The sequence below is a fragment of the Actinorugispora endophytica genome (assembly GCF_004363075.1).
Lineage (GTDB): Bacteria > Actinomycetota > Actinomycetes > Streptosporangiales > Streptosporangiaceae > Actinorugispora > Actinorugispora endophytica.
Genome location: NZ_SNYN01000037.1, coordinates 1 through 26,446 on the forward strand (window position 1 = coordinate 1; position 26,446 = coordinate 26,446).

Annotated in this window: 26 protein-coding genes; 8 read left to right on the forward strand and 18 right to left on the reverse strand. The window is 74.5% G+C overall.

Annotation, left to right across the window (positions count from 1 at the left end):
* Positions 1-144: 144 nt before the first annotated feature.
* Genes EV190_RS22715 through EV190_RS22725 form a run of 3 tightly spaced genes read right to left on the reverse strand, consistent with a single transcriptional unit; the run spans position 145 to position 3,148 of the window.
* Complete coding sequence (locus EV190_RS22715; protein ID WP_133743656.1) at positions 145-798, reverse strand: response regulator; 654 nt, start codon at positions 796-798, stop codon at positions 145-147.
* On the reverse strand, positions 762-2,084 hold the full coding sequence (locus tag EV190_RS22720) for a sensor histidine kinase (RefSeq protein WP_243742740.1): 1,323 nt from the start codon (positions 2,082-2,084) through the stop codon (positions 762-764). Before EV190_RS22720 ends, EV190_RS22715 begins: the two co-directional genes overlap by 37 nt.
* On the reverse strand, positions 2,081-3,148 hold the full coding sequence (locus tag EV190_RS22725) for an EamA family transporter (RefSeq protein ID WP_133743658.1): 1,068 nt from the start codon (positions 3,146-3,148) through the stop codon (positions 2,081-2,083). Before EV190_RS22725 ends, EV190_RS22720 begins: the two co-directional genes overlap by 4 nt.
* Positions 3,149-3,372: 224 nt before the next feature.
* Between EV190_RS22725 and EV190_RS22730 the strand changes: the two genes are divergently transcribed.
* The 3 genes from EV190_RS22730 to EV190_RS22740 all read left to right on the forward strand — a co-directional run bounded on the left by EV190_RS22730 (position 3,373) and on the right by EV190_RS22740 (position 4,840).
* Positions 3,373-4,011, forward strand: a complete 639-nt coding sequence (locus tag EV190_RS22730) for a hypothetical protein (RefSeq protein WP_133743659.1) — start codon at positions 3,373-3,375, stop codon at positions 4,009-4,011.
* Complete coding sequence (locus EV190_RS22735) at positions 4,008-4,268, forward strand: hypothetical protein (RefSeq protein ID WP_133743660.1); 261 nt, start codon at positions 4,008-4,010, stop codon at positions 4,266-4,268. The genes EV190_RS22730 and EV190_RS22735 overlap by 4 nt, the downstream gene beginning before the upstream one ends.
* 83 nt (positions 4,269-4,351) lie before the next feature.
* Positions 4,352-4,840 (forward strand): NUDIX domain-containing protein, encoded by a 489-nt coding sequence (locus EV190_RS22740; RefSeq protein ID WP_133743661.1) that lies wholly within the window; start codon positions 4,352-4,354, stop codon positions 4,838-4,840.
* An 18-nt stretch (positions 4,841-4,858) separates the two neighbouring features.
* Here EV190_RS22740 and EV190_RS23590 read toward each other — a convergent pair whose 3' ends face one another.
* Together EV190_RS23590 and EV190_RS22750 are read right to left on the reverse strand one after the other, a co-directional pair.
* Positions 4,859-5,749 carry a hypothetical protein gene (locus tag EV190_RS23590; RefSeq protein WP_166655529.1) on the reverse strand — a complete coding sequence of 297 codons (891 nt, stop codon included), beginning with the start codon at positions 5,747-5,749 and terminating at the stop codon, positions 4,859-4,861.
* A gap of 121 nt (positions 5,750-5,870) precedes the next feature.
* Positions 5,871-6,281 carry an ankyrin repeat domain-containing protein gene (locus EV190_RS22750; protein ID WP_133743662.1) on the reverse strand — a complete coding sequence of 137 codons (411 nt, stop codon included), beginning with the start codon at positions 6,279-6,281 and terminating at the stop codon, positions 5,871-5,873.
* Between the two features lie 268 nt (positions 6,282-6,549).
* Between EV190_RS22750 and EV190_RS22755 the strand changes: the two genes are divergently transcribed.
* Complete coding sequence (locus EV190_RS22755; protein ID WP_133743663.1) at positions 6,550-7,056, forward strand: hypothetical protein; 507 nt, start codon at positions 6,550-6,552, stop codon at positions 7,054-7,056.
* 24 nt (positions 7,057-7,080) lie between these two features.
* Here the strand turns inward: EV190_RS22755 and EV190_RS22760 are convergent, their stop codons facing one another.
* The 4 genes from EV190_RS22760 to EV190_RS22775 form a co-directional block, all read right to left on the reverse strand.
* On the reverse strand, positions 7,081-8,988 hold the full coding sequence (locus EV190_RS22760) for a hypothetical protein (protein ID WP_166655530.1): 1,908 nt from the start codon (positions 8,986-8,988) through the stop codon (positions 7,081-7,083).
* A 34-nt stretch (positions 8,989-9,022) separates the two neighbouring features.
* Complete coding sequence (locus EV190_RS22765) at positions 9,023-10,252, reverse strand: site-specific integrase (protein WP_133743665.1); 1,230 nt, start codon at positions 10,250-10,252, stop codon at positions 9,023-9,025.
* 50 nt (positions 10,253-10,302) lie between these two features.
* Complete coding sequence (locus EV190_RS22770) at positions 10,303-10,752, reverse strand: hypothetical protein (protein ID WP_133743666.1); 450 nt, start codon at positions 10,750-10,752, stop codon at positions 10,303-10,305.
* Positions 10,753-10,824: 72 nt separating this feature from the next.
* The gene (locus tag EV190_RS22775; RefSeq protein ID WP_133743667.1) at positions 10,825-14,415 is read right to left on the reverse strand and encodes a TM0106 family RecB-like putative nuclease; all 3,591 of its coding nucleotides are present in this window, start codon (positions 14,413-14,415) and stop codon (positions 10,825-10,827) included.
* Between the two features lie 569 nt (positions 14,416-14,984).
* Here EV190_RS22775 and EV190_RS22780 point away from each other — a divergent pair.
* Both EV190_RS22780 and EV190_RS22785 read left to right on the forward strand, forming a co-directional pair.
* A complete protein-coding gene (locus EV190_RS22780; RefSeq protein ID WP_133743668.1) occupies positions 14,985-15,521 on the forward strand; it encodes a VOC family protein in 537 nt (178 codons plus the stop codon).
* Entirely contained in the window at positions 15,514-16,317 is an 804-nt protein-coding gene (locus EV190_RS22785) for a MerR family transcriptional regulator (protein ID WP_133743669.1), read from the forward strand. The genes EV190_RS22780 and EV190_RS22785 overlap by 8 nt, the downstream gene beginning before the upstream one ends.
* Positions 16,318-16,423: 106 nt before the next feature.
* On the opposite strand, the gene EV190_RS22790 is transcribed toward EV190_RS22785, so the two are convergent.
* Entirely contained in the window at positions 16,424-16,666 is a 243-nt protein-coding gene (locus EV190_RS22790; RefSeq protein WP_133743670.1) for a DUF397 domain-containing protein, read from the reverse strand.
* Positions 16,667-17,473 carry a helix-turn-helix domain-containing protein gene (locus EV190_RS22795; protein ID WP_133743671.1) on the reverse strand — a complete coding sequence of 269 codons (807 nt, stop codon included), beginning with the start codon at positions 17,471-17,473 and terminating at the stop codon, positions 16,667-16,669.
* A 108-nt stretch (positions 17,474-17,581) separates the two neighbouring features.
* On the opposite strand from EV190_RS22795, the gene EV190_RS22800 reads away from it, so the two are divergent.
* Positions 17,582-17,905: a hypothetical protein gene (locus EV190_RS22800; RefSeq protein WP_133743672.1), complete on the forward strand. Its 324-nt coding sequence runs from the start codon at positions 17,582-17,584 to the stop codon at positions 17,903-17,905.
* Between the two features lie 81 nt (positions 17,906-17,986).
* Here the strand turns inward: EV190_RS22800 and EV190_RS24385 are convergent, their stop codons facing one another.
* From EV190_RS24385 to nirB, 7 genes are all read right to left on the reverse strand, one after another.
* The gene (locus tag EV190_RS24385) at positions 17,987-18,631 is read right to left on the reverse strand and encodes a septal ring lytic transglycosylase RlpA family protein (RefSeq protein ID WP_279536637.1); all 645 of its coding nucleotides are present in this window, start codon (positions 18,629-18,631) and stop codon (positions 17,987-17,989) included.
* A gap of 253 nt (positions 18,632-18,884) precedes the next feature.
* Positions 18,885-19,814, reverse strand: coding sequence for a ribonuclease Z (locus EV190_RS22810; protein ID WP_133743673.1), 930 nt, complete (start codon positions 19,812-19,814; stop codon positions 18,885-18,887).
* A gap of 417 nt (positions 19,815-20,231) precedes the next feature.
* On the reverse strand, positions 20,232-20,780 hold the full coding sequence (locus EV190_RS22815; RefSeq protein WP_133743674.1) for a GNAT family N-acetyltransferase: 549 nt from the start codon (positions 20,778-20,780) through the stop codon (positions 20,232-20,234).
* 119 nt (positions 20,781-20,899) lie between these two features.
* Entirely contained in the window at positions 20,900-21,586 is a 687-nt protein-coding gene (locus EV190_RS22820; RefSeq protein ID WP_133743675.1) for a sirohydrochlorin chelatase, read from the reverse strand.
* Entirely contained in the window at positions 21,586-22,746 is a 1,161-nt protein-coding gene (locus EV190_RS22825; RefSeq protein WP_133743676.1) for a uroporphyrinogen-III synthase, read from the reverse strand. Before EV190_RS22825 ends, EV190_RS22820 begins: the two co-directional genes overlap by 1 nt.
* Positions 22,747-22,772: 26 nt before the next feature.
* A complete protein-coding gene (gene nirD, locus EV190_RS22830; protein WP_133743677.1) occupies positions 22,773-23,144 on the reverse strand; it encodes a nitrite reductase small subunit NirD in 372 nt (123 codons plus the stop codon).
* 5 nt (positions 23,145-23,149) lie between these two features.
* Entirely contained in the window at positions 23,150-25,660 is a 2,511-nt protein-coding gene (gene nirB / locus EV190_RS22835; protein WP_133743678.1) for a nitrite reductase large subunit NirB, read from the reverse strand.
* A 327-nt stretch (positions 25,661-25,987) separates the two neighbouring features.
* On the opposite strand from nirB, the gene EV190_RS24230 reads away from it, so the two are divergent.
* Complete coding sequence (locus EV190_RS24230; RefSeq protein WP_243742741.1) at positions 25,988-26,305, forward strand: cytochrome P450; 318 nt, start codon at positions 25,988-25,990, stop codon at positions 26,303-26,305.
* Positions 26,306-26,446: the final 141 nt, after the last annotated feature.

A 26,446-nucleotide genomic window follows, 5' to 3' on the forward strand; every position in this document is an offset into this window, starting at 1 on the left:
GCGACCCGGTACGACAAGACCTCTCAGTCCTACAGAGCAGCCGTCACCCTCGCCTCACTCCTGATGTGGGCATGACATTTGAAGACACGCCCTAGTGCCGCGCCGACGCGGGAGGCGGATGCCGTCGCGGGGCCGGGCCGGGGGTCACCGGGGGGCTCCCGGGGTGATGAGGCCGGAGTCGTAGGCGGCCACGACCGCCTGGGTGCGGTCGCGTACGCCGAGCTTGGCCAGGATGTTGGAGACGTGGGTCTTGACGGTCTGCACGCCGACGAACAGGGTCTGGGCGATCTCGGCGTTGGACAGGCCCCGGGCCATGAGGGCCAGGGTCTGGGCCTCGCGGTCGGTGAGGGAGGCCACCGCGCGCGCGGAGGGTTCGGCGGGGTGGGCGTGCGCGGCGGCCAGGGTGCGGATGGCGGCGGGGAACAGCAGGGAGTCGCCGCGCGCGACGAGGCGGATGGCGGTGAGGATGTCCTCGGGCAGGGCGCGTTTGAGGAGGAAGCCCTGGGCTCCGGCGCGCAGCGCGGCGTACACGTGGTCGTCGTTCTCGAAGGTGGTGACGACGACGACCTTGGGGGGCGTGTCCAGCGCGGCGAGGGCGCGGGTGGCCTGGATGCCGTCGACGCGGGGCATGCGCACGTCCATGAGCACCACGTCGGGGCGGGTGCGGCGCACCAGGTCCGGGACGTCGGCGCCGTCTCCGGCCTCGCCGCACACGCTCAGGTCGGCTTCGGCGTCGATGAGGGCGCGCAGGCCCGCCCTGATCAGGGCCTCGTCGTCGACGAGGGCGACTGTGGGCATGCTCGGTGTCCTTTCCAGGTGATGTGGGCGGCGAGCCGCCAGTGCCCGTCATGGGGGCCGGCGTCCAGGGTGCCGCCCAGCAGGTGGACGCGTTCGCCCATTCCGGCCAGGCCGCGTCCGCCGCGGGTGCGGCGCCGGGGCGCGGCGGGCAGCGGGTTGGCCGCGTGCACGCTCAGGTGTTCGGTGTCGACGCGCACGGTCAGGGTGACGGGCGCGCCGTGGGCGTGGCGCAGCGCGTTGGTGAGGGCCTCCTGGCAGACGCGGTAGGTCTCGCGGGAGACGACGCCGGGGACGCGGGCGGGGTCGCCGGTGAGGCGGGCGTCGACGCGGGCGCCGGCGGCGCGGGTGGCGTCGACGAGGGCGTCCAGGTCGGCCAGGGTGCGCGGCGGGGCGGCCGGGGCGCGGTCCTCGCGCAGCAGGCCCAGGACGTGGTCGAGTTCCGCGGTGGCGGTGCGCGCGGTGTCGGCGATCGCGGCGAGGGCGGTGCGGGCGAAGGCGGGGTCGGCGTCGATGACGCGTTCGGCGGCTCCGGCCTGCAGGGCGACCACGGACAGGGCGTGTCCGATGGAGTCGTGGAGTTCGCGGGCGAGCCGGTTGCGTTCGGCCAGGGAGTCGGCGCGTGCTTGGGCGGCGGCCAGGCGTTCGGCGGGCGAGGGGCCCAGGAGGCGGGGGGCGAGGCGGGCCAGGGCCGCGCCCAGGCCGGCGACGAGGTAGAGCAGGGTCAGGGTTTCGGCCGTGCCGACGAGCGGGCCCCACCGGGGGATGGCCTCGTCGGTCATGAGCGGGGCGATGAGGCCCTGGCGGTCGGGGTCGGCGGCGCCCCAGCCGGTGAGGGGGGCCAGGATGAGCAGCGCGGCCTCGGACAGCGTGACCATGGTCAGCAGGCACACCGTGAAGCCCAGTGTCAGGTGGACGACGAGCCATCCGGCGGTGCGGGCGCGTCCGCCCTCGGAGGAGGGCGGGTGGTCCTGGAGGGGGCCGCCCAGGAGGGTGGCGGTGGTGTGCGCGACGAAGGCGCGTGTTCCGGGGACGAGCGCGGTCGCGGCGATCAGGGTGAGCGCGGTCAGGAGGCTGGCGGTCAGGCCGATGGTGTCGGTGGTGGTGGGTTCGGTGGCGGGGGCGGTGGGGCCGATGGGGCCGCCCTGGTAGATGAGGAGGAAGAGGATGACGAGTGTGGCCATGAGGTAGGGGACGAACGCCGCTCCGCCGAGGATCAGGTATGCCCAGCGGGTGTAGGTCCGGGGCTGGTGCAGGGGCGCCAGGGCCCGGCGGATCACGGTGGTCACGCGCAGTATCGTCGCAGATCCGTGTGTGGGTCGCCTCCCCCGCCGGGGGGAGTTCGGTGTGTGGTCGTGGTCCGTTCGTGCCGTGTCCTGGGGGGGCTGTCAGGCGGGGGTGTCCTGGGGGAGCGCGAGGGGGCCGGGGGCGTGTGGTCGGGGGCGGGGGCCGGGGCCACGGAGGTCTGGGCGACGAACGCGCCCGCCGCCACGACGACCGCTCCGGCGATCTGGGCGGGGCTGAGGGTCTCGCCCAGCATCAGCCAGGCCAGCACGATCGCGGTCACCACCTCCAGGTAGGCGACGGCTCCGGCGACCACGGGCGAGAGGCGGCGCACCGCCGCGACGCCCAGGACGTAGGCGAGGGCCGTGGACACCAGGACCAGCCAGAGCACCGACACCATCGCCGGGGTGTCCACCCCGGCGATGCGCACGGTTCCGGCCAGCAGCTCCCAGGGCAGGGTCCAGGGGCGGGCCAGGAGGGTGATCAGGGCGGTGGCGACGATCGCGCCGTGGGAGATGACGGCGAGCGGGTCGACGTCGCGGCCCGCGGCGTCCGACAGCAGGAAGTATCCGGCCTGGCAGGCGGCCGCGCCCAGGGCCAGCGCGAGTCCGGCGGCGTCCAGCCGCACGCCCGCCCACACCTCCACCAGACAGCCCAGGCCCGCCACGGCCAGGACCACGCCGACCACCGCGGCGCGGGAGACGGGGGCGCGGCGCACCAGGCGGATCCAGGCCAGGACCAGGACGGGGCCGAGGAACTCGATGAGCAGCGCCACCCCGACGGGGACGCGGGAGATCGCGGCGAAGTAGAACGCCTGGACGCCCGCCATGGGGAACACCCCGTAGGCCAGCAGCAGCCACGGGTGGGCGCGCAGGGCGTGGCGGCGGCGGATCGCGACGGGCAGCAGGAGCAGCGCGGTTCCGGCCAGGCGCAGCCAGGTCACGTGCAGGGGGTCGATGCCGGCGTCGATGAGGGGGCGGGCGAAGGGGCCCGAGCCGCCGAAGGCGAGCGCCGAGGCGAACGCGAACGCCAGTCCTGGCGCGCGGTCCCGTGTGACGCCCTCGGTCACGGAGCCTCCCTCTTTTCTTCCCGCCTCGAAACGGCCGGTGGCGGGATCTCGCCGGTCCCCGCGATCCTACTGAGCTTCCCGCCGGCCGCGCCGGGGCGGCGGGGTCCGGCCCGGCGGCGCGGGGGGTTCGGGGATGTCCGGAACGCGGTTTCGGGCGCCGCGGGAGGGCAGGACGCGCCCCCGAAGGCCACAGCACCCCCCAACAGGTCCTATGTTGCTTAAACGTGAACGAACGCATGGAATGCGGCCCGCACCCCCCGGGCGCGCGTCCGCTCCCCGACGACGGGCGGCGGCACCTGGGGCGCCTGGAGGCGGTGCTGCACCGGAGGTGGCCCGCGGGGACCGTCCCCTCCCCCCGGGTGATCGACCACATCGAGGCGCTGGCCGGCCTGCCCCTCCCCCTGGTGGACCGCGTCATCGACGAGGTCAACGGGATCTACATCGGGGAGGGGTCGGTGGCCGACCTCAACTGCTTCAACCACCTCAGGGGCGTGTCCGTCGACCCCGACGACCCCCTCTCCCCGACCTTCGACCGCCTGACCGGGATCTACCGTTTCGGGTTCCTGGTCCTGGGCGGGAACCCGCACGCGTCGGCGTCGCTGGTGTACCACGAGATCGGGCACGTGCTCGACCTCGCCGACCGCATGATGTCCGAGACGCGCCGGTGGCGTGACCTGCACGAGGCGTGCCTGCCGCACCTGGCCGAGGAGTACTGGCACCGCCGGCACGAGTGGTGGGCCGAGTGCTTCGCCATCACGTTGTCGCGCAAGGACAAGGTGCTGGTGGACATGCTCGATGGCCGGGAGGGGCTCGCCTACGATGTGTTGGAGTACTTCCAGAACAACTACGGGGTGATGGGATGAGGCGTGTACTCGCGGTCCGTTACCCGGACGGAAGTCTTCACGTCCCCGTCAGCTACGTCGACCCGGACGAACCGGCGGTCGGCTGCGGGGTGGCGGTGCTGCGTCCGGGCGACCCGGGCTACGACCACTACGCTTCGCACGCGATCTCCTCGGAGGAGTACGAGGAGCGGCGGCACGACGATCCCGCCGAGTCCGCGCGGCTGCGCGCGGCGTTCAAGAGGCGCTACGCGCGCGAGCACGGCCGCCGCTTCGCCTGAGGGGCTTTCGCGGGGTGGGGTCCCCTGCCCTCGGGGGAACCCGGCCCTGTGCCGGAGGGCCTTCGGTGGCTAGGGTTCAGGCCATGGCCGACACCGAGTTGGAGTTCTTCCAGAGCCTGCCGCGCACCCGGGGCGCGGCCACCGCGCTGCTGTGCGACGACACCGGGCGGGTGCTCCTGGTCAAGCCCACCTACCGGTCGGGGTGGGGGCTGCCCGGCGGGGTCATCGAGATGGGCGAGTCGCCGCTCCAGGCGTGTCGGCGCGAGTGCGTGGAGGAGCTCGGCTTCGCGCCCGTGCTGCGCGGCCTGGTGGGGGTGGACTGGCTGCCGGGGCAGCTCAGCCCGGACGGGCGGCCCGCGACCGTGTTCGTGTTCGCCGGGACGCTCGCCCGGGGGCAGTTCGACGCGGTGCGCCTGCCTCCCGACGAGCTGAGCGCCGCGCGGCTGGTCGAGTCGGGCCGCCTCGCCGAGTTCCTGCCCGAGCGGCAGGCGAGGCGGATCACCGCGTTCCTGGACCCCGCGGGCGGCGGGGTCCGCTACCTGGAGCACGGCTACGGCGTGGACTGGTCCTGACGAGAGGCCCGGCGCGCCTCATCCGGTCCCGGGCAGCCGACGGGCGGCTTCGCCCGCCTCCCGGGCGGCGCGGCGCAGGCCCTCCTGGGCGGTGGCGGCGCGTTCGGTGAGCTCGGCCAGGTGGCGTACCGCGTGCTCGTCGGCCGCGGTGGCGGCCAGCAGGTCCGTGAGCTCCTCCTGCTCGGCCAGGAGGCGGTGCAGCGCCGTGGCCCGTTCGAGGGTGCGTTCGGCTTCGGCGACCCGTTCGGCGTAGTCCTCCAGGGCCGTCACCCGCGCGGCCGCCGACTCCCGCGCGGCCTCCAGGACGCGGCGGCGCCGGGCGAGGAGTTCGGCGATGTCGTCGGAGGCGTCGGGCGTGGGGACGGCGCGGGCGCGAAGGTCGCTGATGCGGCGCAGCGTCGTGGCCGTCTCCCACAGCTGGTGTTCCAGGACCACGGTGTTGTCCACGGCGTCGATGTGCCCCGAGCGCACCACCCGCGCGGCCCTGACCGCGGTCGCGGCCCGCTGGGCGCGCGCCAGGAGGCGGGCCGCGTCGTCGTCCAGGTCGGCGGCGGTGACGTAGCGGCCGTGGTGGCGGCGCGCCGCGGCGCGCGCCGGCGGCTCCTTGTCGCGGCGGGCGGTGGCCAGCAGCGCCACCACGAACACGGCCGCCAGCACGGGCAGGACGAGGAGGAGGACGCGGGAGAGCAGGCGGGCGCCGGCCAGGAGCACGACGACGGTGGTGACGGACGCGGCGACGGGGTGCTCCAGGAGCCACCGGGCGAGGGGGAAGCGCCACACCGCCTCGGGTTCGGCGGGGGTGGGGGCGCGGGCGGGGATGAGCGCGTCGGGGTCGGCGCGCAGCAGCGCGCGGTCCTGGGCGGGCAGGTCGGGGTCCAGGACGGGGTCGGGGCGGGGTGGTTCGCTCAATCGGTCCCCCGTTCGCGGTGGCGTTCGCGCTCCGCCCTCATCCTTCCCCGTCGGTGGCCGGTCGTCCCCTCGGGGCCGGACCGGGCGCCGCCGGCGCCCGGTCCGGGGCCGCTGGGGGGGTTCACCGGTTCCGGTCGAACAGGCGCAGGTACTGCTCCTTGCCGAACATGCGGGCGGAGTCGGCGGCCGAGGGGTGTCCGGCCGCGGGGTCCGCGCCGTTGGCCACCAGCACCTCCACGACGGCGTCGGCCCCCTTGAACACCGCGCCCGCGAGCGGCGACTGGCCTCGGTCGTTGAGGCGGTTGACGTCCGCGCCGCGCTCGCACAGGCGGGCGACGGTGTCGGGGTGCGCGTGGTAGGCGGCCAGCATGACGAGGGTGTCGCCGCTGTCGTTGGTGAGGTTCACCGGGGCGCCCGCCTCGAGGTAGGCGTCGAGCGTCTCGGTGTCACCGGAGCGGGCGAGGTCGAAGATCGTGGTGGCCAGGTCGACGACGTCGGGGTCGTGGACGGCGGGGTCCTCTGGAGTACTCACGGCATCCACCCTAGATCGTCGACGGGGGTTTCCGTGTGTCCTGGTCAGCGGCGGTAGGCCGCCATCGACCGCTTGACCGGGCACCGGTCAGCCGGTCGTCCGGAGACGTCGGCGCCGTGTGGGGGCCGTTGGCAAGGGCGCCGGCGGAAGGGCCGCTCCCGGGACGGAGGGGCCGCTCCGTTCGCGCCGAACAATATCCACCGGCGATATGTCCGTAATGCAATATTTATCGGTAGGGTGCTCGTAATTTTGAGAGGAGCCACCCCCCGTGCGACATTTCTTCGGACTCATCATCGGGTTGCTGCTGGCGCCCGTGGTCCTGCTGGGCAGCGGCTGGGTCCTGCCCCGTGTCACCGCCCTGGCGGGTTCCGGCGGCACGTTCCTCGGTGTCGGCGGGCTCGCCACCCTCGGCACGCTCGGCGTGCTGGCGCTGGTCCTGGCTCTGGTGCTCGTCCCTCCCCGGCTGACCCCGCTCGTGCCGGGTGTCGCGGGGCTGGGCCTGGCCGGGTTCACCGCCGTGCACCTGCTGCGTCCGGGGCTCGTCGACCTCGTCCCCGGCTCCGTGCTCGTCCCGGGCCTGCCCGGGGCGGTCGTTCTGCTGGAGTCGGGCCTGTACCTGCCGTTGGCGCTGGCCATGCTGGTGCCGGTGTTCTGGCCCTCGCGTTGGCGCAGCTACCGTCCTCGCGGGGCGCACGCCTTCAACGACGACGATTACGAGGACGACGAGGAGGAGGGAGGCTTCGCCGCTGACGCGGCCGCCCGGGGCGCCGCCTGAGGGCGCGGAGGCCCGGGCCCTCGGTCACAGCCAGCTGGGTCCCCAACCGGAGTTGTCGGAGACCCCGGGAGGCAGTGGAGGGAGCAGCCGGGAGCCCGGGGCGCCGCCGTCGCGGGTGTCCTCCTCGTCCGGTTCGGCCGAGGGCTCCTCGTTCCGGGCCTTCTCCGCGGCGTAGGCGTCGAGGTCGGCGTCGGTGAACGCGGTGAACACCTCGGTGGCGGCGCTCGGCGCGGCGTCGGGCCGCTCGCCCGCTCGGACGCGTTCGTCGTAGGCGGCCAGGTCGGCGTCGGTGAGCGCCCTGAACACCTCGGTGGCCGCCGTGGCCACGGACGGGGGCCGCCGCTCCGGGGCGGCCGGAGGCTCGGGGGCGAGGGGTTCGGGTTCGGGCGGCGGAGTGGGTCGGGGCGGTTCCGGGGCGGACGGCTCCACAGGAGCGGACGGCTCGGGAGCCGCGAACGGGGTCCCGCCGAACCGCTCGGGCTCGGGCGGCGGAGCCGACGCGGAGTGGGGCCGCTCGGGCTCGGTGGGAAACACCGGAGAAGCGGACGGCTCGGGAGCCGTGAACGGGTTTCCGCCGAACCGTTCGGGTTCGGGCGGCGGAGTGGGTCGGGGCGGTTCCGGGGCGGACGGCTCCACAGGAGCGGACGGCTCGGGAGCCGCGAACGGGGTCCCGCCGAACCGCTCGGGCTCGGCGAACGGGGTCCCGGTGAACGGCTCGGCGTCGAAGCGCCGCTCGGGCCCGGAGGGCTCCGACACGGGACGGGGCGGCTCGGGCTCGGCGAAGAACTGCTCCGCCGGGCTCGCGGGGGCGTCCCACCACGACGGCGTGGACGGGGGCTGGGGGGCGAAGGGATCGGCCGGGGACGCGTCGAACCGCGGCTCCGGGGCCTCCTCGGGTTCGATCAGCGACCACCAGCGCGCGGCCTCGTCGCGGTCCAGCTCCTCGGTCACCCGCAGGGAGCCCGCGACCAGCGGGTACAGGCGTCCGGCGTTCCACGAGCGCGGGTACGTCTGCTCCTCCAGGATCAGGATGCGCTCGCCCTCCAGGAGGGGGATGTCCGCCGGGACGCCCTCGTTCCACACCCAGGTGCCGTCCGCGCCGACCAGGTTCCACCAGCCGTGGACCACGCGCGCCTGCGGGTCGGGGTCGGAGTTCTCGAAGGCCGCCACCCAGCGCGGGTCGGGCCGTTCGCCGCCGAGGCCGCGCCCCTGCTCCCCGATGAGCGCGTTCGCCAACAGCGTGTGCAGTTGGAAGTTGTCGCCGATGCCCTCGAAGCGCACCCGGAACCCCCTGCGCGAGGCCCGGTCCAGTACCAGGGCGCCGGACACCTCGTCCATGCGCAGCAGCGCCGACACCTCGCCGTACTCGGGCAGGTGCGCGGAGAGCTGGCCGGCGATGGCGAGCAGGTCGCTGTGCGCGGCCGGGTCGCGGCGGATCGCCGAGCGCACCCCGGCGACGCTCAGCATCGTCTTGGCGGACAGGCCGTAGCGGCGCGCGGTCCACCAGCACAGGGTGGCCGTCGAGGCGGAGTCGCCCAGGGTCGCCGCGACCCGCTTCTCGTCGGCGGCGGTGACCCGTTCGGGTTCGGGCGGGGGGCCGCCGCCGGTGTTCTCCCAGGCGTGCAGGAACACGCCCGCGGCCTTTCCGACCTCGCGCAGCAGGCGCAGCACCTCGATCCCGGTAGCCCCGGGCGCGGTCCCCATCTCCACGAAGGCGCCGGCCACGACCGTCAGGTCGGCCTCGACCCCGGGGCCGGTGTGGTGGCCCGAGAAGATCGGTCCCAACGCCTCCAGGGCGATCTCCCGTTCCGATGACGGGACGCGCGAGGCAAGACCGTAGACCTTGCCCACCGCGGGACCGAAGCGCTGAGGGTCCCCCAGGAGGGAGGCGTCGATCAGCTCCTGAAAGGCGGCACGAAAAGCATCGATCACCCGGGCATCCTTCCATATTCCGGGAACAGCGGGGTCACAGGCCGAGCCTGGTCACAGCGTTGTCCTCCAGCGGATTGGCGATCCGGATGTAGCCGTGGACGGTGCGCGGGTTGGTCCACCGCCCCTGGCGCATGATCTCGCGGTCGCTGGCCCCGCCCAGCGCGGCCTGGGTGGCGAACCCCGACCGCAGCGAGTGCCCGCTGAACACCGAGGGGTCGAGTCCGGCCCGTCGGGCGTAGCGCTTGACCAGCTCCGCGACGGCCCGGTCCGAGACCGCGCGCCCGCGTATCGTGCCGTGCCGGTCCACGGCGGGGAACACGGGCCGGGCCGAGCCGTCCGCCAGGTCGGTGCCCGTGTAGGTGTGGCAGCGGTGGCCGACGGGGTCCTGGGCGTCGGTGTCGTGGGCCAGGAGGGCGCGGACCCGGTCCGCGCCGCCGTCGCGGTGCGCCTGGAGCAGGTCTGCCCAGTCGGCGAAGGCGCACACCGGGCAGGTTCCGCGCCGCCGTCCGCGCGGCAGCGCCACCTGGGACTGGTGCCTGCCCTCCTGGTCGGTCTTGGTGACGGACAGGCGCACGAGCAGCAGCGGCTCGCCGGTCCTGGGGTCGGTGTCCACGGCCACGTCGTCGAAGGTCAGCGCGGCGAGTTCGCTGCGGCGCAGCGCGCCCGCGAACCCCGCCAGCAGCAGCAGCGCGTCCCTGCGGCGCGCCGCCCCGCCCGGGTGGCCGGGGGCGGGCCGCTCGTCCAGCAGCGCCTCCAGGGTGCTCAGCAGCACCGGCCGCTTGCGGTCGGGGGCGGCGCGCCTGCGCCGCCGGATGCCGCGCAGGGTCATGCGCACCACGTCGGCGCGGGTGGGTGAGGGCAGTCCGTGCGCGCCGTGCACCGACGCGATCGCCGCGGCCTTGCGTTCCAGCGTCGCCGGGGCCATCGCCCACCGGGCGGGTTCGCCCGGGCGGACCGCCTCGGCGGCGGCCGCCAGGTACACCGCCACGTCCACGGGGTCGGCCGGGAGCGACTGGCGGCCCTGGTCCAGGCACCAGGCGGTGAACGCCACCCAGTCCGACCGGTAGGCGCGCAATGTGTTCGCCGACTGCGCGGCGGCCAGGTAGCGGCCCAGGGCGTGGGCCTGCTCGGCGTCGAAGCGGCGGCGCACCGCCTCCAGCGCCCGCGTGTCCACCAGCACGCTGGGCGTGCCGCGTTCGAGCCGGGCGCGCACCGGCTCGGGAAGGTCGGGTGTCGTCTCGTGGGGTTCCCCGTGGGTCGTCACGGCCCCATGATGGCCCACGTCCGGCGGGACGGCCCGCGTGGTGTCGCCGGTCACCGCGAGGAGAACCCGCCGGACAGGGCCTCCCACAGGGCGGTGGGGGAGGCGACCGTCCACAGGCCCGCGGCGGAGAGCAGCAGGGCGAAGACGAACATGACCGCGGCGACGCGGCGGCGCAGCAGCGCCGCGCCGGCCGCGCCGGCCAGGGGCACCGCCAGGGCGAAGAGCAGGAGCCACACCAGCGCCCACGCTCCTTCGCGGCGGGTGGCGTCGGTGACGTCCTCGGGCATGACCCCCGCCGAGGCCAGGACCATCATGAAGGACGCCAGTGATCCCAGGACCCACAGGATGGTCAGCAGGCCCCACAGCAGCAGCGGCCAGCGCGGTCGCGGGTCCTCGACCACCAGCGGCACCCGTTTCGCGGTGCCCGCGGTGGCGGGGGTCCCGGCGCCGTCGCGCTGTCGGGGGCGCGGTCCGCGGGGGTTCTTCTTCTTGGGCGACATCCGTCCTCCGGCCGGGTGGGAGCGGAGTCGGGGGGCCGCTCGACTGGACACCCTACTGGGGGAAGGGGCCGGTCACGTCCATCCGAGGTCACCGGAGGGGTCTGGCCCGGCCGGGGGCGGGGTCCAGTCGCGGGCCCGCGTGCACAGGCCCGAGAAGCCCGCCAGGACGCGCAGTTCGGAGACCGAGCGCGGCGCCGCCGCGACCAGGCGGGGGGAGTAGACCAGCGCCGCCAGGACCTGGGCGCGCGACAGCGCCACGTTGAGGCGGTTGCGCGACAGCACGAAGTCCAGCCCCCGCGACACGTCCGCGGCGCTGGACACCGTCATCGAGCAGATCACCGCCGGCGCCTCCTGGCCCTGGAAGCGGTCCACGGTGCCCACGCGCACCCCGTCCAGGCCCGCGGCCTCCAGGCTGGTGCGCAGTGAGCGCACCTGGAGGTTGAACGGCGCGACCACGAGGATGTCGGAGCCGTCCAGGGGCCGCGCGGGCGCGCCCGGCTCGGTGAAGGCGGTGCCGACCAGGCTCCGGGCCAGCGCCACCACGGCCTCGACCTCCTCGGGGCTGTGGGTGCTGCGCCCGGCGTGCTCGACGGGGACGCGGTACAGGTCCGCGTCGACGCCGGCCAGCGACCGCCCGGCGGCCGAGGGGTGCGCGTGCAGCAGCCCCCGGTAGGACAGCCGCGACACCGGGGCGCACACCCGGGGGTGCATGCGGCGGGTCTGGTCCAGGAAGTAGCCCGTGGACGCGTCGATGATCTCGGCGTCGCCCACCAGGTGCTCCAGGGCGGAGGAGGCCGCGCCCTCGCCGTGCGTGCCCTGTACGACCTGCGGCAGCTGCTGGGGGTCGCCCAGCAGGACCAGGGAGCGGGCGGAGGAGGAGACGGCGAGGGTGTCGGCGAGTGCGAACTGGCCGGCCTCGTCGATGATCAGCACGTCGAACGGTTCGGCGCGCACGCTCTCGTTGGCCAGGTTCCACGCGGTGCCGCCCACCAGGGAGCCGCCCTCGCGCCCGGCCCGCCAGGCGGCCAGGTCCCTGACCTGCTTGGGCTGGTCCCAGGGCAGGTCCGGGTCGGGTTTCCTCCCGCTGGGCGGGCGCTTGGCGCACGGCAGTGGGGTCCCGGCCTCGGCGGCCGCGCGCACGGCGGCGGACAGGACGTTCTCGATGGCCTTGTGGCTGGTCGAGCACACGCCCACGCTCTTGCCCTGGGCGACCAGGTGGGTGATCAGGCGCGCCGCCAGGTAGGTCTTGCCCGCGCCGGGCGGTCCCTGCACGGCCAGGTAGGAGGAGTCCAGGCGGTCCACCGCGGCGATCACCGCGGCGACCAGGTCCCCGTCGAACAGGGCGGGGTCGGGCAGCGGGCCGCCGCCGCGCAGCCGGGGCGGGACGCGGCGCAGCACGTCCAGCCCGGCCAGCTCCACGGGGTGGGGCAGGCCCGCGACGGCGCGTTCGACCAGTTCGAACAGCGCCTGGTCCTTGGGCGCGGCGCGTACCGGGGAGCCCGGCAGCACCGCTGCGGGGACGCGGGCGTACACGTCGCCGGGGTCGCCGGTCTCCACCAGTGTGACGCGTTCGGCGCTCGCGCGCTCCACGGTGGCCGCGACGGTGTCGGCGGGCTGTCCGGGCGGTCCCGGGTACAGCAGCCGCACGCCGTCCCCGGCGCTGAAGGGGTGGGGGCGGGTGGTGTCGGCGAGCATCAGGATCTCGCGCCGGGACTTGCGCTGGCGTCCCACGGGCTCCTGCCACTCCCCCGCGCGGACCCGTACCGGGACCAGGCAGTCGGTGTCGGTCTCCAGTTCCTCCATGGGCGCCGAGACCCGGCGGAAGTAGTCCCACCACACGGGGGCCTCCTCGCGCCGGTAGTAGCCCACGAGCGCGGCCAGCAGCGCCCGCGCCCGGTCCTCGGAGTCGCGGGCCGAGGGCTCGGCGGGCACGCCCTCCAGGAGGGGGCCGGTGAGCGCCCGCTGCTGCGCCTCGATCTCGGCGCGCCGCCGCGCGGCCTCGGCGGCGCGTTCGGCGGCGTCCTCGGCCACGAGCACGCCCTGGCCGACCGGGCGCGCGGTCACCCCGTGCTCGTCGCGCTTCTCCTCCAGCCAGTCGCGCAGCCGCGCGGTGGACACGCAGTCGTCGCGGTTGTAGGCGGCGATCCCGGCCAGGACCTTGTCGGCGCGCTCGGTGTCGCCGGTCTCGCGGGCGGAGACGTACTCGGCGTAGGCGTCGATGCTGGACGAGGCGGTCACGACCTCCCCGGAGCGGCCGGCGTCCAGGTAGAGCGGTTCCAGGTACTTGATGGAGTAGGAGCGCTGGGAGACGCGCAGGCTCTTCTTGACCACGGTGTACAGGTCCACCAGGCGGCGCTCGCGCAGCAGGTCGTCGACTTCGGCCTCGCGGGTGCCGAAGGCCGCGGCCAGCGATTTGAGCCGGTCCACCTCGTAGGAGGCGTAGTGGTAGACGTGCGCGCCGGGGTCGGCGTCGACGCGGGCGGTCGCGAAGTCCACGAAGTCCTCGAACGCCTTCCGTTCCTGGGCGCGGTCGTGCGCCCAGAAGGCGTGGAACCGCTCCTGGCCGTGCTCCAGGGTGACGGCGCCGAAGAGGTACTCCAGGCCGCGGCCCTCGTGGTAGGGGTAGCCCTCCATGTCGAAGAACACGTCCCCGGGGGCGGGTTCGGGCAGCATCGCCAGGCCCTCGTCGGAGTGGACCTGGGCGATGACGGTGCCGGTGGGGTTGTCGGGGGTGCGGGTGGCGTCCTGGCGGACCTGGAGGGCGGCCTGCTCGCGCAGCCGCGCGTAGGAGTGCCGGGGCAGCATCGCGGGGCGGTCGGCGTCGAGGGCGGTGGCCAGCGCGTCGATGGTGTCGATGCCCGCGTCGCGCAGTTTGGCGGCCTGGTCGCCGCGGATGCCCGCCACCAGTGACAGGTGCCGCGCCTGGGTGCGGCCCTGCGCGCACAGCGCCGCGTAGCCGCAGCCCTCGCAGGAGTGGCAGGGCTCCCCCCACAGGGGGGAGGGCAGGGTCGGCTCCTGGCCGAGTCGGGCCAGCAGGCGTTCGCGTACTTGGGGCAGGAAGGGCAGGTATTCGGCGACGCGCAGCGCGTGCGTGTGCCCGTCCCCGGTGAGCAGGTACATGTGCTCGGGTTCGCCCAGTTCCATGCGGCCCAGCGCCTCGGCGTAGGCGGCGAGCTGGAGTACGGCGCCGGGGCGGGCGTGGTGGGCGAGCTTGGTGTCCCACGGCTCGTAGACGGCCTTGTGGGTCTCGTCGCGGCGCTGCCCGGTGGCGGGGTCGACCGCGGTGCTGATCAGGAAGTCGGCGCGGCCGTGGAAGGCCGCGCCCGGGTGGATGGGCTCGTAGAAGACGCCCTGGTAGATGACGGGGGCTCCGGCGAGCATGGCGTCGCGGGTGGCCTGGGCGGCCGCGGTCATGGCGGCCTCGGTGGGGAGGGGGTTGGCGATGGTGACCACGCCGTCGCCGAACAGCGCGGTGAGCCGTTCCAGTTCGGCGCGTTCGTGCGCGGCGCCGCTGCTGGCGACCAGCGGGTCGACGGCGGCGGGCGCGGGGGCGCCGTCGACGCCCGCGGCCAGCGCGCTCCTGAGCGCGCTGCGGTGCTCGCACTCCATCGCGTCCACGAGATCGGTGGGTGAGACGACCCACCCCGATCCGGTACGGAACACCGGTCACCCCCGCCACTGTCGAGACCTGCGGGGCATTCTGCCACGTAGTGGTCGCGCGGTGGCGGCCTGCGCCCCTGGGGGCCGCCGTGCGGTCCTTCGGCACCGCGGCCTCGGGGGAACCGGGCCCGCGGGCCCCCGGCGACGAGCAGTCCGGCCGGGACCAGGCCCGGAAGGAAGCCGCTGGGGCCGGTGAGCGGCGCGCACTCGGCCGCCCGGCCGCCCAGTGCCCAGCCGCGCCACCAGTAGGCCCGACAGGACCAGGGGGGCGGCGAGGCTCCCGGGCAGCGCCCGGAACACGGACAGGGACGCGTCGCCGCCCGAGCGCAGCCCGCGGGAGAGTCGTTCCTCCCAGTAGGGGCGGGGCGGGAAGACCGCGGTGTGCGGGATGCCGATGGCCGCCGTCGACCATCCGGCGCCGACCGTCCATCGCTTCTTGGTCATTTCCCCGGCCTCCGTTCCCCGCTCCGGGCCGCGCCTCCTCCGGGAGGGCGGCCGGGAGGACGGGAGGGGTGGGGTTCTCACGGACCCGGCTTGACCCTCACGTCGCGTGAGGCCGGAGAGTGGGGCGCATGAGCGACTACTACAACGCGTTCGAGACCAGCCCCGTACCCGCTCCCGGCCCGGACGCGGTTCCGCCGGAGCCCTTCCGCGGCATCTACGGGATGCCCGCGTTCGCGACGATCCCCACGAGCGATCTGGCGGAGTCGACGGACTTCTGGATTCGCGGGCTCGGGTTCTTCGAGCTGTTCGGCATCCCGGGCAGGCTCGTGCACCTGCGCCGGTGGGCGTTCCAGGACGTCCTCCTCCTCTCGGCCCAGAGCGTTCCGGAGCGGGCGCCGGCGATGAGCCTCAGCTTCGCGTGCGTGCTCAGCCAGGTCGACTCCCTTGTCGAGGCATGCCGCGCGCTGCGCCCGGACTCGGTCGACGGTCCGCGGGACACCCCTTGGAACACCCGCGACGTGGAGGTGACCACCCCCGAGAACGCGCGGATCGTCCTCACCGCGGCGAAGCCCCTGGACCCGGCCGGCCAGGAGGCGCGGAACCTCGAAGCCATCGGGATCACCCCACCGGACGTCGATCGCGGCCACAATGAGGAGCATGCCTGACACCCCCGGCAGCGACGGCCTGACCGTCGGCCAGGTCTCGGCGCGCCTGGGAGTGACGGTCCGCGCGCTGCACCACTGGGACGAGATCGGCCTGGCGCGGCCGTCGCTGCGCACGGCCGCCGGCTACCGGCTCTACACCGCCGGTGACCTGGAACGCCTGCACCGCGTCGTCGTCTACCGCGAGACCGGTCTCGGCCTGGACGGGATCCGGGCCGTCCTGGACGACCCGACCGTGGACGTGCCCGGCGCGCTGCGCGCGCAGCGCGCCCAGGTCGCCGAACGGATCGACCGCCTCCAGCGGCTGGGCGCCGGACTGGACCGGATGATCGACGCCCACGAGCGCGGCCTGCTGCTGACCGCCGAGCAGCAGGTCGCGGTCTTCGGCCCCCGGTGGAACCCGGACTGGCCCGCCCGAGCCCGCCGGCGCTACGGGGACACGACGCAGTGGCTGCAGTACGCCGAACGCTCGGCCTCTCGCGGCCCCGGGGAATGGCGGGCCGTCGCCGACGCCGTGACCGGCCTCGACCGCGCCCTCGGGGACGCGATGGACGCCGGCGTCGCGCCCGGCAGCCCGGAAGCGAACCGTCTCGTCGAACGGCACCGCGAGGTCTTCGCTTCGTACTTCCCCCTCACCCGGCGGATGCAGGTCTGCCTCGGCCGCATGTACGAGGCCGATCCGGAATTCGCCGCCCACTACGACGGCGTCCGCACCGGCCTCGCCACGTGGTTCCGCCGGATCGTCGACGCCAGCGCGCGCGCCCACGGCATCGACCCCGACACCGCGACCTGGCAGTAGGGCGCGGGGCACGGACCCCACACCCGTGGGGCGTCCGGTGCCGCCCGGTCCTCGGAGGGCGGGGCGGTGATCGGTCGGCCTCATGGCCGGCCGCACCTGGACGCGCTCACCGCCGACCGGGGGAGGGCGAGGCCCGCCGCAAAACCCCCTGGTGGCCGTCCTCGCGGCGGCTCACGGACGCGCGCAGTCCGGCGACGAACGCGGACCACTCCCCCGCGACGAAGCTCAGGTGGCCGAGGGCCCGGTTCTTGGTGTCGCGCACCAGCACCACGTCGCCGGTGCCGGCCACCTCGACGCAGTTCCCGCCGTTGGGGCCGGTGTAGCTGGAGGTACGCCAGTTCGGTTCCATTCAGGTTCCTTTCAGGGCGGCGTGGACGAAGTCGACGGACGCGCCCGGTGACAGTGCCTCGCCCTGGATCGCGCCGAACATCAGGTTCAGCTCCTCCACCTCCCGCGTGTCGCTGGTCAGCTCCCCGCCCAGCGTGTGCTCCGCGTACCCCACCTGCTGCCTGTCGGTGAAATTCATGATCCGGAAGGGGCCCCCGAGGCCGGGGTGCGTGTTCGGCTCGCTGCGAAGGACCTGGAGCCGGATCACGTCCCCGCTCAGTTCGAGCAGCCGCTCCAACTGCGCCCTCATCACGGCCGGGCCGCCCATGCGCCGACGGAATGCCACGTCGTCCGCCACGAACCAGGCTACCGGGCGGCCTGTTTTCGACAGCACCTCGTGCCTGCGCACACGGGCTTCGACGAGGGACTCGACCTTCTGCGGGGAGAACCACGGGCTCCCCGACCTGATCACCGCGCGGGCGTAGTCCGCGGTCTGGAGCAGGCCGGGCACGAGCATCGACTGGTACTCGCGGATCACGGACGCCTCGCGTTCCAGCGCCAGCACGTCGCGGAACCACTCGGGGGCGTCCACGTTGTTGGCCAGCGACACCCACAGCCTCATGAGCGCCCCGCCTGTGGCGAGCAGGTGGTCGAGCGCCTCGACCTGGGAGCGCTGCGGGGACCGGAACCCCGTCTCCAGCGCGCTGATCGTCGACCTCGACCACCCTGTGGCCCGCGCCGCCTGGGCTTGGGAGACTCCCGCGATCTCGCGGGCCTTCCGCAGGCCGGCACCGAACCTGACCCACTGTGGCTTGCGTTCCTCCGGCATGACACAAGGACACCACCGGCCGCCACGTTCTGACAGCCGCAGACCGGTTTTCGCCGTGTCCGGTAGAGGCCATGGTGCGGGGTCGCTCGTGGCGCCAGAGTGGAGGGCATGGACACCCCTTCCACGGACCCCCGGGAGCGGCCGGCCGGATCGGCCGCGCCGCGTACAGCGATGAGGAACCTGGTCAGGGCGCTACGGGCGAAGGGGGTGAGCGTCGTCGGGCTCGACGCGAGGACCCGGAGCCTCACCGCTCGGAACGGGAGCGCGAAGCAGGTCGTCGTCATGCGGGACGGGATGTGGTGCATGGTGTGGGAGCCGTTCCGCACCGATGACGCCCCCGACGTGGAGCCGCTCCTGCCGGTCGGCCAGGAGTGGGTGATGGCCGAGCGCCTGCGGAACGTGCTCGGTGCCCGTCCTCCCCGCCGATCGTGACCTTTCCGGGGTCTCGGGAGTGGCCGAGACCCCGGAAAGGTCACGATCGGCGGGGAGGACGGGCGGCCCGGCCAGGTGCCGCTAGCTCACGACCTCCCACTCGACCTGGGCGACGCCCTGGCCGGGTGGGGCGATCATCGAGAAGGACGCGGTACTCAGGTCCAGGCAGCGGCCCGCGATGTAGGGGCCGCGGTCGTTGATGCGCACGGTGACGCTCTTGCCGTTGGCGGTGTTGGTGACCCTGACCATGGTGTCGAACGGCAGGGTCTTGTGCGCGGCCGTCATCGCCGAGGGGTCGAACGTCTCGCCCGAGGCGGTGGGCTGCGGGTCGCCGTACATGGAGGCCTCGCACTGGCCGCCCTCCCCGCTGGGGGTGAGGTCGGAGGAGCCCCGGCCGTCGTCGGAGCCCTCGTCGGGCTCGGGCTCCTGGGTGGCCTGCGCGGCCTGGATCTGCGCGGACCGGGACGCCTCGTCGACGACCTCGTCGCGTTGGGCCCGCGCCTGCTCCCGGGCCTGGGGGTCTGGCGGCGGCGCGGATCCCTGTGGCCGGGAGGTGTCCGCGTCGGGGACGGTGGCCGTGTTCGCGGTCGGATCGGGGTCCGCGCCCAGGTCGCTGAACGCGAAGGCGGCGGTGCCGCCCGCGGTCAGTACGGCCAGGGCGGCGGCGGAGACGACGACGACTCGTCTGGACTTGCGGCGCGCGGCGTGCGCGGATCTTCTACCCACAGCGAGTGATCCTTCGAAAGGCGACAGGAACGCGCTGCGCGGTGGAGGGGCCGTCGGCCGGGGGCGACGCGGGGCGCAGCGGACCCACCCGGGGCATGGGGTGGAGGGCGGCCGGGTGGAGCGGTGGCCGCCGCGACAGACACTATTGATCACGAAAGGGTTACGGAACCCTATCGGTCTCCTTTGTGCGATTCGTCACTGTACTTGACGGTTCCTTGGCGGGAAACACCGTCCGGGGCGGTGGACGTTTCCCTCAGGCCCGGCGTGGCGGCACCGCCACGCGGTCCAGGTCGGCGGCCAGGACGACGTCCCCGCCGAAGTGCGCGGCGGCCTGCTCCACGAACAACGGGTCGTCCTCGTCGCCGTAGCGTTCGGACAGGTGGGTGAGTACCAGGCGCCGCACCCCGGCCTCCTCCGCGATCCGGCCCGCCTGGGCCGCCGTCAGGTGCAGGTTCTGCTCGGCCAGCGCGGCGTCGGCCTCCAGGTAGGTGGACTCGATCACCAGCAGGTCCGCGCCCAGGGCCAGGCGCACGGCGTTCTCGCACATCCCGGTGTCCATCACGAACGCGAAGACCTGCCCGGGCCGCGCCTCGCTGTGGTCGGCCAGCTCCACGCGGCGCCCCCGGGCGTCCAGCACGAAGCCGTCCGCCTTGAGCCGCCCCACCAGCGGACCGGTGATCCCGCGCTCGGCGAGCGGCCCGGCCAGGATCCGCACGCCGTCCGGTTCGGCGAGCCGGTAGCCGTAGGTGGGGACCGAGTGCGCCAGGGGCAGCGCGGTGACGGTCAGGTCCGCCTCCCCGCCCAGGAGCGCGCGGTCCCCGCTGACCGGCTGGGGTTCGACGACGTCGGTGTCGTGGAAGGGGGTGGCGTGGCGCAGCCGCCGCCAGTACCGCTCCCCCGCCGCCGGGTAGGCCGCCCGGACGGGGTGCGCGACGCGGTCGCGGGCGATGCGCTGGACCACGCCGGGCAGGCCCAGGCTGTGGTCGCCGTGGAAGTGGGTGACGCAGATCCGGGTGATGTCGTGCGCGGCCAGGCCCGCGTGGCGCATCTGGCGCTGGGTCCCCTCGCCTGGGTCGAACAGCACGCCGTGGGAGTCCCACCGCAGGAAGTAGCCGTTGTGTCCGCGTCGCTTGGTCGGGACCGCGCTGGCGGTGCCCAGGACGGTGAGTTCGCGCATCGACATGCGCCCGATCCTGCCAGCTCCCCCGCGAGACGCCGACGGGTTTTCGGTCACGGGGGTCCGGCGGGCCTGCCGCCGTACCCGCGCGCAGGGGTTTCGGTCATCGGGGGCGCGGATCGCGGCAGGTCGGGAGGGGTGGGGGCGGGCTCTCGCGGGGTGCGGCGGGTTTCGGACACCGGCCGCGCGGGTGTCCGCAACCGGGGGCGGGGCCGCTCTCGCTCGGAACGATCATGGGCTTTCCGCCCTTTAAGACCCCGAAACGGGCAGAAAGCCCACGACCGTCAACGAAACCCTCACGCAGCGGACATCGCGGTCGCGGCCCCGGCCCGTACCCGCCGCCACCCGCCGTCACAGGTCCGGAACGGCCCCTACTCCAGCAGAGCCCGAATCACCCCCGCGCCGGAGGTTCCCTGGCGGCGGTCAGCGCCGGGGCGCGGGGCGGTCCGTCCAGACGGTCTCGCCGTGGTACTCGGTGTCGGTGGGGGTCAGGCCGACGCGGCGCGCCACCGCGGCGGAGGGCTCGTTGCGGGGGTCGATGTGGGCGGTGATCGTCTGCACGCCGCGGGTGTGCAGCCAGCCGATCAGGGCGGTGGCGGCCTCGGCGGCGTAGCCCCGGCGCTGCCAGGGGGCGCCGACCATCCAGGCGATGACGGCGCGCGGCCCGCCCAGGTCGGGGCCGACGGTGGCCTGGACGGTGCCCACGGCCCGGCCGTCGTCGCTTCGGCGCATGGTCCAGTTGCACCAGGAGACGCCGGGTTCGTCGGAGCCCTCCAGCAGGGTCTCGTAGCGTGCGCGCAGCCGGTCCTCCCCGGGCGGGTCGCCGCCGATGTGGCGGTACAGGCCGGGGTCGGACAATACGGCGGCCATCTCGTGGGCGTCGTCCGCGCGCAGCGGTTCCAGGTCGAGTCGGGGGGTGTGGATCGGCTCGGCCTCGACCCCGCGGCGTCGGCGGCCGGATCGGGTGGTCATGGTTCCAGGGTCGTCCTCCGGACTGCCCCGTTCAAGTGTCGCTGATCTTGACCTTTCCGGGGTCTCGACCGTCTCCGAGACCCCGGAAAGGTCAAGATCAGCGGGGAAACCGTCACGAATCAGGCGGGGACCGGTCGCAGGGCGGCGTGGTAGCGCTCCAGGACGGTGTCGGCCACGCCGGGGTCGGGGCACAGCGGGGCGGCGACCGCGTCCGCGCCCGATCCGGTGACGCGGGTGTGGAAGAGTCCGGGGGCCAGCAGCCAGGACGCCACGGCGACCCGCCGGTGCCCGCGGGCGCGCAGCCGCGCCACCGTCTCGGCCACTCCGGGGGCGGCGGTCGCGGCGTAGGCCACGTGCACGGGGGTCTCCACGAGGCGCGAGAGCCGTTCGGCGGCGGTGGCGACCTCGGCCAGGGCCGAGGGGTCCGAGGAGCCGGCGGCGGCGAGCACCACGGCGTCGCCGGGCCGCCGGCCCGCCTCGGCCAGGCGCGCGGCGGCGGCCACGACCAGGCGCGGGTCGGCGCCGAGCGCGTCGGTGACGTGCGCGTCGGAGCGCCCGGCGCGGGCGAGCTGGCCGGGGATGTCCACGCGCACGTGGTAGCCGCCGGCCAGGAAGGCGGGCACGACCACGATGGGGCCTTCGACGGTCGCGGCCACGGCGGCCACGTCGGGGGCGCGTACGTCGGCGAAGGCCAGGCGCACGGGCGCGTCGGTCCGTTCGGCGACGCGGTCGGCGAGGTGGCGGGCGGTCTCGGTGCCGCGCGGGTCGCGGGTCCCGTGCACGGCCAGGATCAGGGTGGGCCGCATCACGCCTCCCCGGGCGGGCAGTGGCCGGGGTCCAGGGCGAGGCGGTAGCCGCGCTTGACCACGGTCTGGATGATCTTGGGGTCGCCCAGGGCGGCGCGCAGGCGCGCCACCGCGGTCTCCACGGCGTGGCCGTCGGCGTCGCCGAGGCAGTTCAGGAGTTCGGCGCGGTCCAGGACCCGGCCGGGGCGGCGGGCGAGTTCGCGCAGGACCCGCATCGGCGCGGGCGAGACGGCGCGCGGTTCGTCGTCGACGCTGACGGCGTGGCCGAGCAGGCGCAGCCGGTGCCCGGCCACCGGGAGGGTGGGGCGGGTCGCGGGGAGTTCTTCGGCGAGCCGCTTGACCAGGGCCCCGATGCGGGCGCGCGCGGGCCAGACGGTGGGGATGTCGTGGGCCGTGAGGGGGCCGGCGGTGACCGGGCCCACGCACATGGCCATGACGTCGCCGCGCAGCGCCGCGGTGAGGCGCTCGTCGCTGCCGGTGGCGTGGGCGCGCTCCAGCAGTCCGGCGGCCGCGGGCGCGCTGGTGAAGGTGACGGCGTCCACGCCGCCGCCGGTGACCGAATCGATGAGCCGGTCGAGCGCCCCCACGTTCTCGGGGGCGGTCCACCGGTAGACGGGGACCTCCACGACCTCGGCCCCGGCCAGGCGCAGCGCGGTGCAGAAGTCCGGCAGCGGTTCGCCGTGCAGCTGCACGGCCACGCGCAGGCCCGCCACCCCGGCCTCCAGCAGGTACTCCAGGACCTCGGCGGAGGACTCCGACGGCGGCGACCACTCCTCGGTGAGCCCGGCGGCGCGGATCGCGCCCTTGGCCTTGGGGCCGCGGGCCAGCAGCCGGGAGGAGCGCATGGCGTTCAGGAGCGGCTCGGCCGTCCCCCAGGTCTCGCACGCCTCCACCCAGCCGCGGAAGCCGATGCCGGTGGTGGCCACCACGATGTCGGCGGGGTGCCGGGTGAGGGCCTCGGAGACGTCCATGAGCTGGGCGTCGTCGCTGAGGGGGACGATGCGCAGCGCCGGGGCCACCACCACCTGGGCGCCGCGCCGGCGCAGGAGCGCGGCCAGCTCGTCGGCGCGGCGGGCCGCGGTGACCGCGACGGTGAACCCGGCCAGGGGCGCGTTGTCGCCGCCCTGGGAGGCGCTGCTGTGCTGTGCGGAGTCGGTCACGGGGTCCTGTCGCCTGGTGAGGGTGTTCACGTGACCTCGCCGTCGGGCCTGGCCGCGATCTCGATGCGGGTGTCGCGCTCACGAACGGTGTAGGTGGGCAGCCGGACGCCCTGGGCGTCCAGGCAGGCGCCGGTACGCAGCGAGAATACCTGCTTGAGCATCGGCGAGGCCACCGTGGGCTCGCCGCCGCGGTCGCCGACGATGCCCCGCGACATCACGGCGGCGCCGGTGAAGGGGTCGATGTTGCCGACGGCGTACAGGGAGCCGTCGAAGAGGCGGAACAGCGCGGCCTGGGTTCCGTCGGGCAGCAGTACGGCGGCGCCGCGTTCGCGCAGGAGCGCGTCGGCCGGGCAGGCGTCCACCCAGGTCTGGGCGTGGGTAAGGGTCGTGACTGTCATGGTGATCACACCTCCGCGTGGGTGGGAAGGGCGGGCATGCCCAGGGTGACCGGGCCCGCGGGGACGGGCTGGTCGCGTTCGACCTCGAAGCGGATCGTGGGGTCGGGGGTGCCGGGCGCGTTGGTGAAGGACACGAAGCGGGCGAGCTTGTCGGGGTCCTCCAGAACGCCGCGCCACTCGTCGGCGTAGGCCGAGACGTGCCGGGCCATGTCGGCCTCCAGCTCCCGGGCGATGCCCAGGGAGTCCTCGACGACGACCTCGCGCAGGTGGTCCAGGCCGCCGTCCATGGCCTCGATCCAGGGCGCGGTGCGCTGGAGCCGGTCGGCGGTTCGGATGTAGAACATCATGAACCGGTCGATGTAGCGGATCAGGGTGTCGTGGTCGACGTCCGAGGCGATCAGCTGGGCGTGGCGGGGGGTGAAGCCGCCGTTGCCGCCCACGTACAGGTTCCAGCCGTTCTCGGTGGCGATGACGCCGATGTCCTTGCCGCGGGCCTCGGCGCACTCGCGGGCGCAGCCCGACACCCCGGCCTTGATCTTGTGGGGGGCGCGCAGGCCGCGGTAGCGCAGTTCCAGTTCCACGGCCAGGCCGACGGAGTCCTGGACGCCGTAGCGGCACCAGGTGGAGCCGACGCAGGACTTGACGGTGCGCAGGGACTTTCCGTAGGCGTGGCCGGACTCGAACCCGGCGTCGACCAGGCGCCGCCAGATCTCGGGGAGCTGCTCGACGCGGGCGCCGAACAGGTCGATGCGCTGGCCGCCGGTGATCTTGGTGTACAGGTTGAAGTCGCGGGCGACCTCGCCGATGACGATGAGCTTGTCGGGGGTGATCTCGCCGCCGGGGATGCGCGGTACGACCGAGTAGGTGCCGTTGCGCTGGATGTTGGCCAGGAAGTGGTCGTTGGTGTCCTGAAGGGCCGCCTGCTCGCCCTCCAGGATGTGTCCGCCGCCCAGGGACGCCAGGATGGAGGCCACCGCGGGCTTGCAGATGTCGCAGCCGCGGCCGGTGCCGTGCCGGGCGATGAGGTCGGAGAACGTGGCGATGCCGGTGGCGGTGATGATCTGCACGAGTTCGGCGCGCGAGTGGGTGAAGTGCTCGCACAGGGCGCTGGACTGCTCGACCCCGGCCTGGGACAGCAGGGTCTTGAGCATCGGCACGCAGCTGCCGCAGCTGGTCCCGGCCTTGGTGCAGCCCTTGAGCGCGGCGATGTCGCAGGCGCCGCCCTCGATGGCGTGGTTGATCTGGGCCTTGGTGACGGCGTTGCAGGAGCAGATCTGGGCGTCGTCGGGCAGCGCGTCGACGCCGATGGCGGCGCCGTCGCCGCTGGGTGAGATGAGGGCGAGCGGGTCGCCGGGCAGTTCGCGGCCCACGAGCGGGCGCAGGCTCGCGTAGGCGGAGGCGTCGCCGACGAGGATGCCGCCGAGCAGGGTGCGGGCGTCGTCGGAGATGACGAGCTTGGCGTAGCGCTTGCCGGGGGCGTCGTTGACGACGACGTCGAGGGTGTTCTCGCCGGCGCCGAGGGCGTCGCCGAAGCTGGCCACGTCGATGCCCAGCAGCTTGAGCTTGGTGGAGGTGTCGGAGCCGGTGAAGGCGGCCCGGCCGTCCAGGAGGCGGTCGGCGACGACCTCGGCCATGGCGTTGCCCGGGGCGATGAGCCCGTAGACCATGCCGTCGGCGCTGGCGCACTCGCCGACGGCGTAGATGTGCGGGTCGCTGGTGCGGCAGGCGGTGTCGATGGCGACGCCGCCGCGGGGGCCCAGGTCCAGGCCGCTCTGGCGGGCGAGCTCGTCGCGGGGGCGCACTCCCACGGAGAACACGACGATGTCGGTGTCGATCGCCTCGTCCTCGCCCAGGCGCACGCGGACGGCGTGCCCGTCGGCGTCGGCCTCGATGCCGCTGAGGGCGGCCCCGGAGTGCACGACGACGCCGGTGTCGTCGATGAGGCGGCCCAGGACGGCGCCGCCGCCCTCGTCGACCTGGCGGGGCATCAGCCAGGGCGCCATCTCGACGACGTGCGCCTCCAGGCCGAGCAGGCGCAGCGCGTTGGCGGCCTCCAGGCCCAGCAGGCCGCCGCCGATGACGACGCCGGTGCGGGCGAACTCGGCGGTGGCGGTGATGGCCTCGAGGTCGTCGATGGTGCGGTAGACGTGGCAGCCGGGCAGGTCGTGGCCGGGGACCGGCGGCACGAACGGGGAGGATCCGGTGGCCAGGACCAGCGCGTCGTAGCCGACGCGGTCGCCGGTGGAGGTGGTGACGGTGCGCTCGGCGCGGTCGATGGAGGTGGCGCTCTCGCCGAGCCGCAGCCGGATGCGGTCGTCGGTGACGAGGTCGGGCATGCGCAGGTCGGCTTCTGTGGCGCCGTCGAAGTAGGAGGACAGGGCCACCCGGTCGTAGGCGGGGCGGGACTCCTCGCCCAGGACGGTGATGGCCCAGGTGCCCTCGGTGTCGCGGTCCCGGACCGCTTCGACCAGACGGTGTCCCACCATGCCGTTGCCGATGACGACGAGTTGTCTCATGTCGCGTGCTTTCTCCTCGCGAGTGGCGTGCTCGGGCGTCGCGACGCTGCGTCCCCGTGTTCCGCGTTGGTTCCCAGGCAACCCGGGGCGTGTTTCGCGTCCGTCAGCCGTCTGTGTCAGCGGTGTTTCGTTGTGCTGTCATCGCCGCTGGAAATCGTGTGATGCGGCTGGTCCGGGAACCGGGGGTCCGCCGTTGCGGGCGGGGTGGCGGGCGGCCGCGAACGGCTGCCGTGCGGAACCTGGTGCGTCCATGCGCCTCTCCGAGAACACCTGGCGGTCTTCCGACCTCTTCGCTACAAATTGTAGTACTACGACTTGTAGTAATAAGTGTCCGAGGCGTGTGATGGGGGCGACGCGCCACCGCCGCCCGGTCACACCGGCGGCCCCGGCCGGCGGGCCGCGCGCGTCCTCGACGCCGGCCACGCCGCGACCGGGGAGGCCGAGACGGAGGAGTTCGTCCGGGAGGCCCTGCGCCCGCACTCCCCGGCGCCCTTCAGCCTCTGGCGGTTCACCTCCGCCGACATAGAGCTGGGCGGGACGCGGATCCCCACCCGCTCCCCCGTGCTCGTCGACTTCCAGGGCGTCAACACCGATCCCGGCCGGTCGACCGGACCGGACCTCGTCTTCGGCGCGGGACCGCACTAGGGAACCTCCGGCGCGGGGGTGAATTCGGGCACCGGTGGTTTTGTTGACGGTCGTGGGGGGTGCGCCCCGGGGGGGGGGGGGGGGGGGGGGCCCCCCCCCCCCCCCCACCAAAACCAACCACCCCGCGCCGGAAGGGGGGCG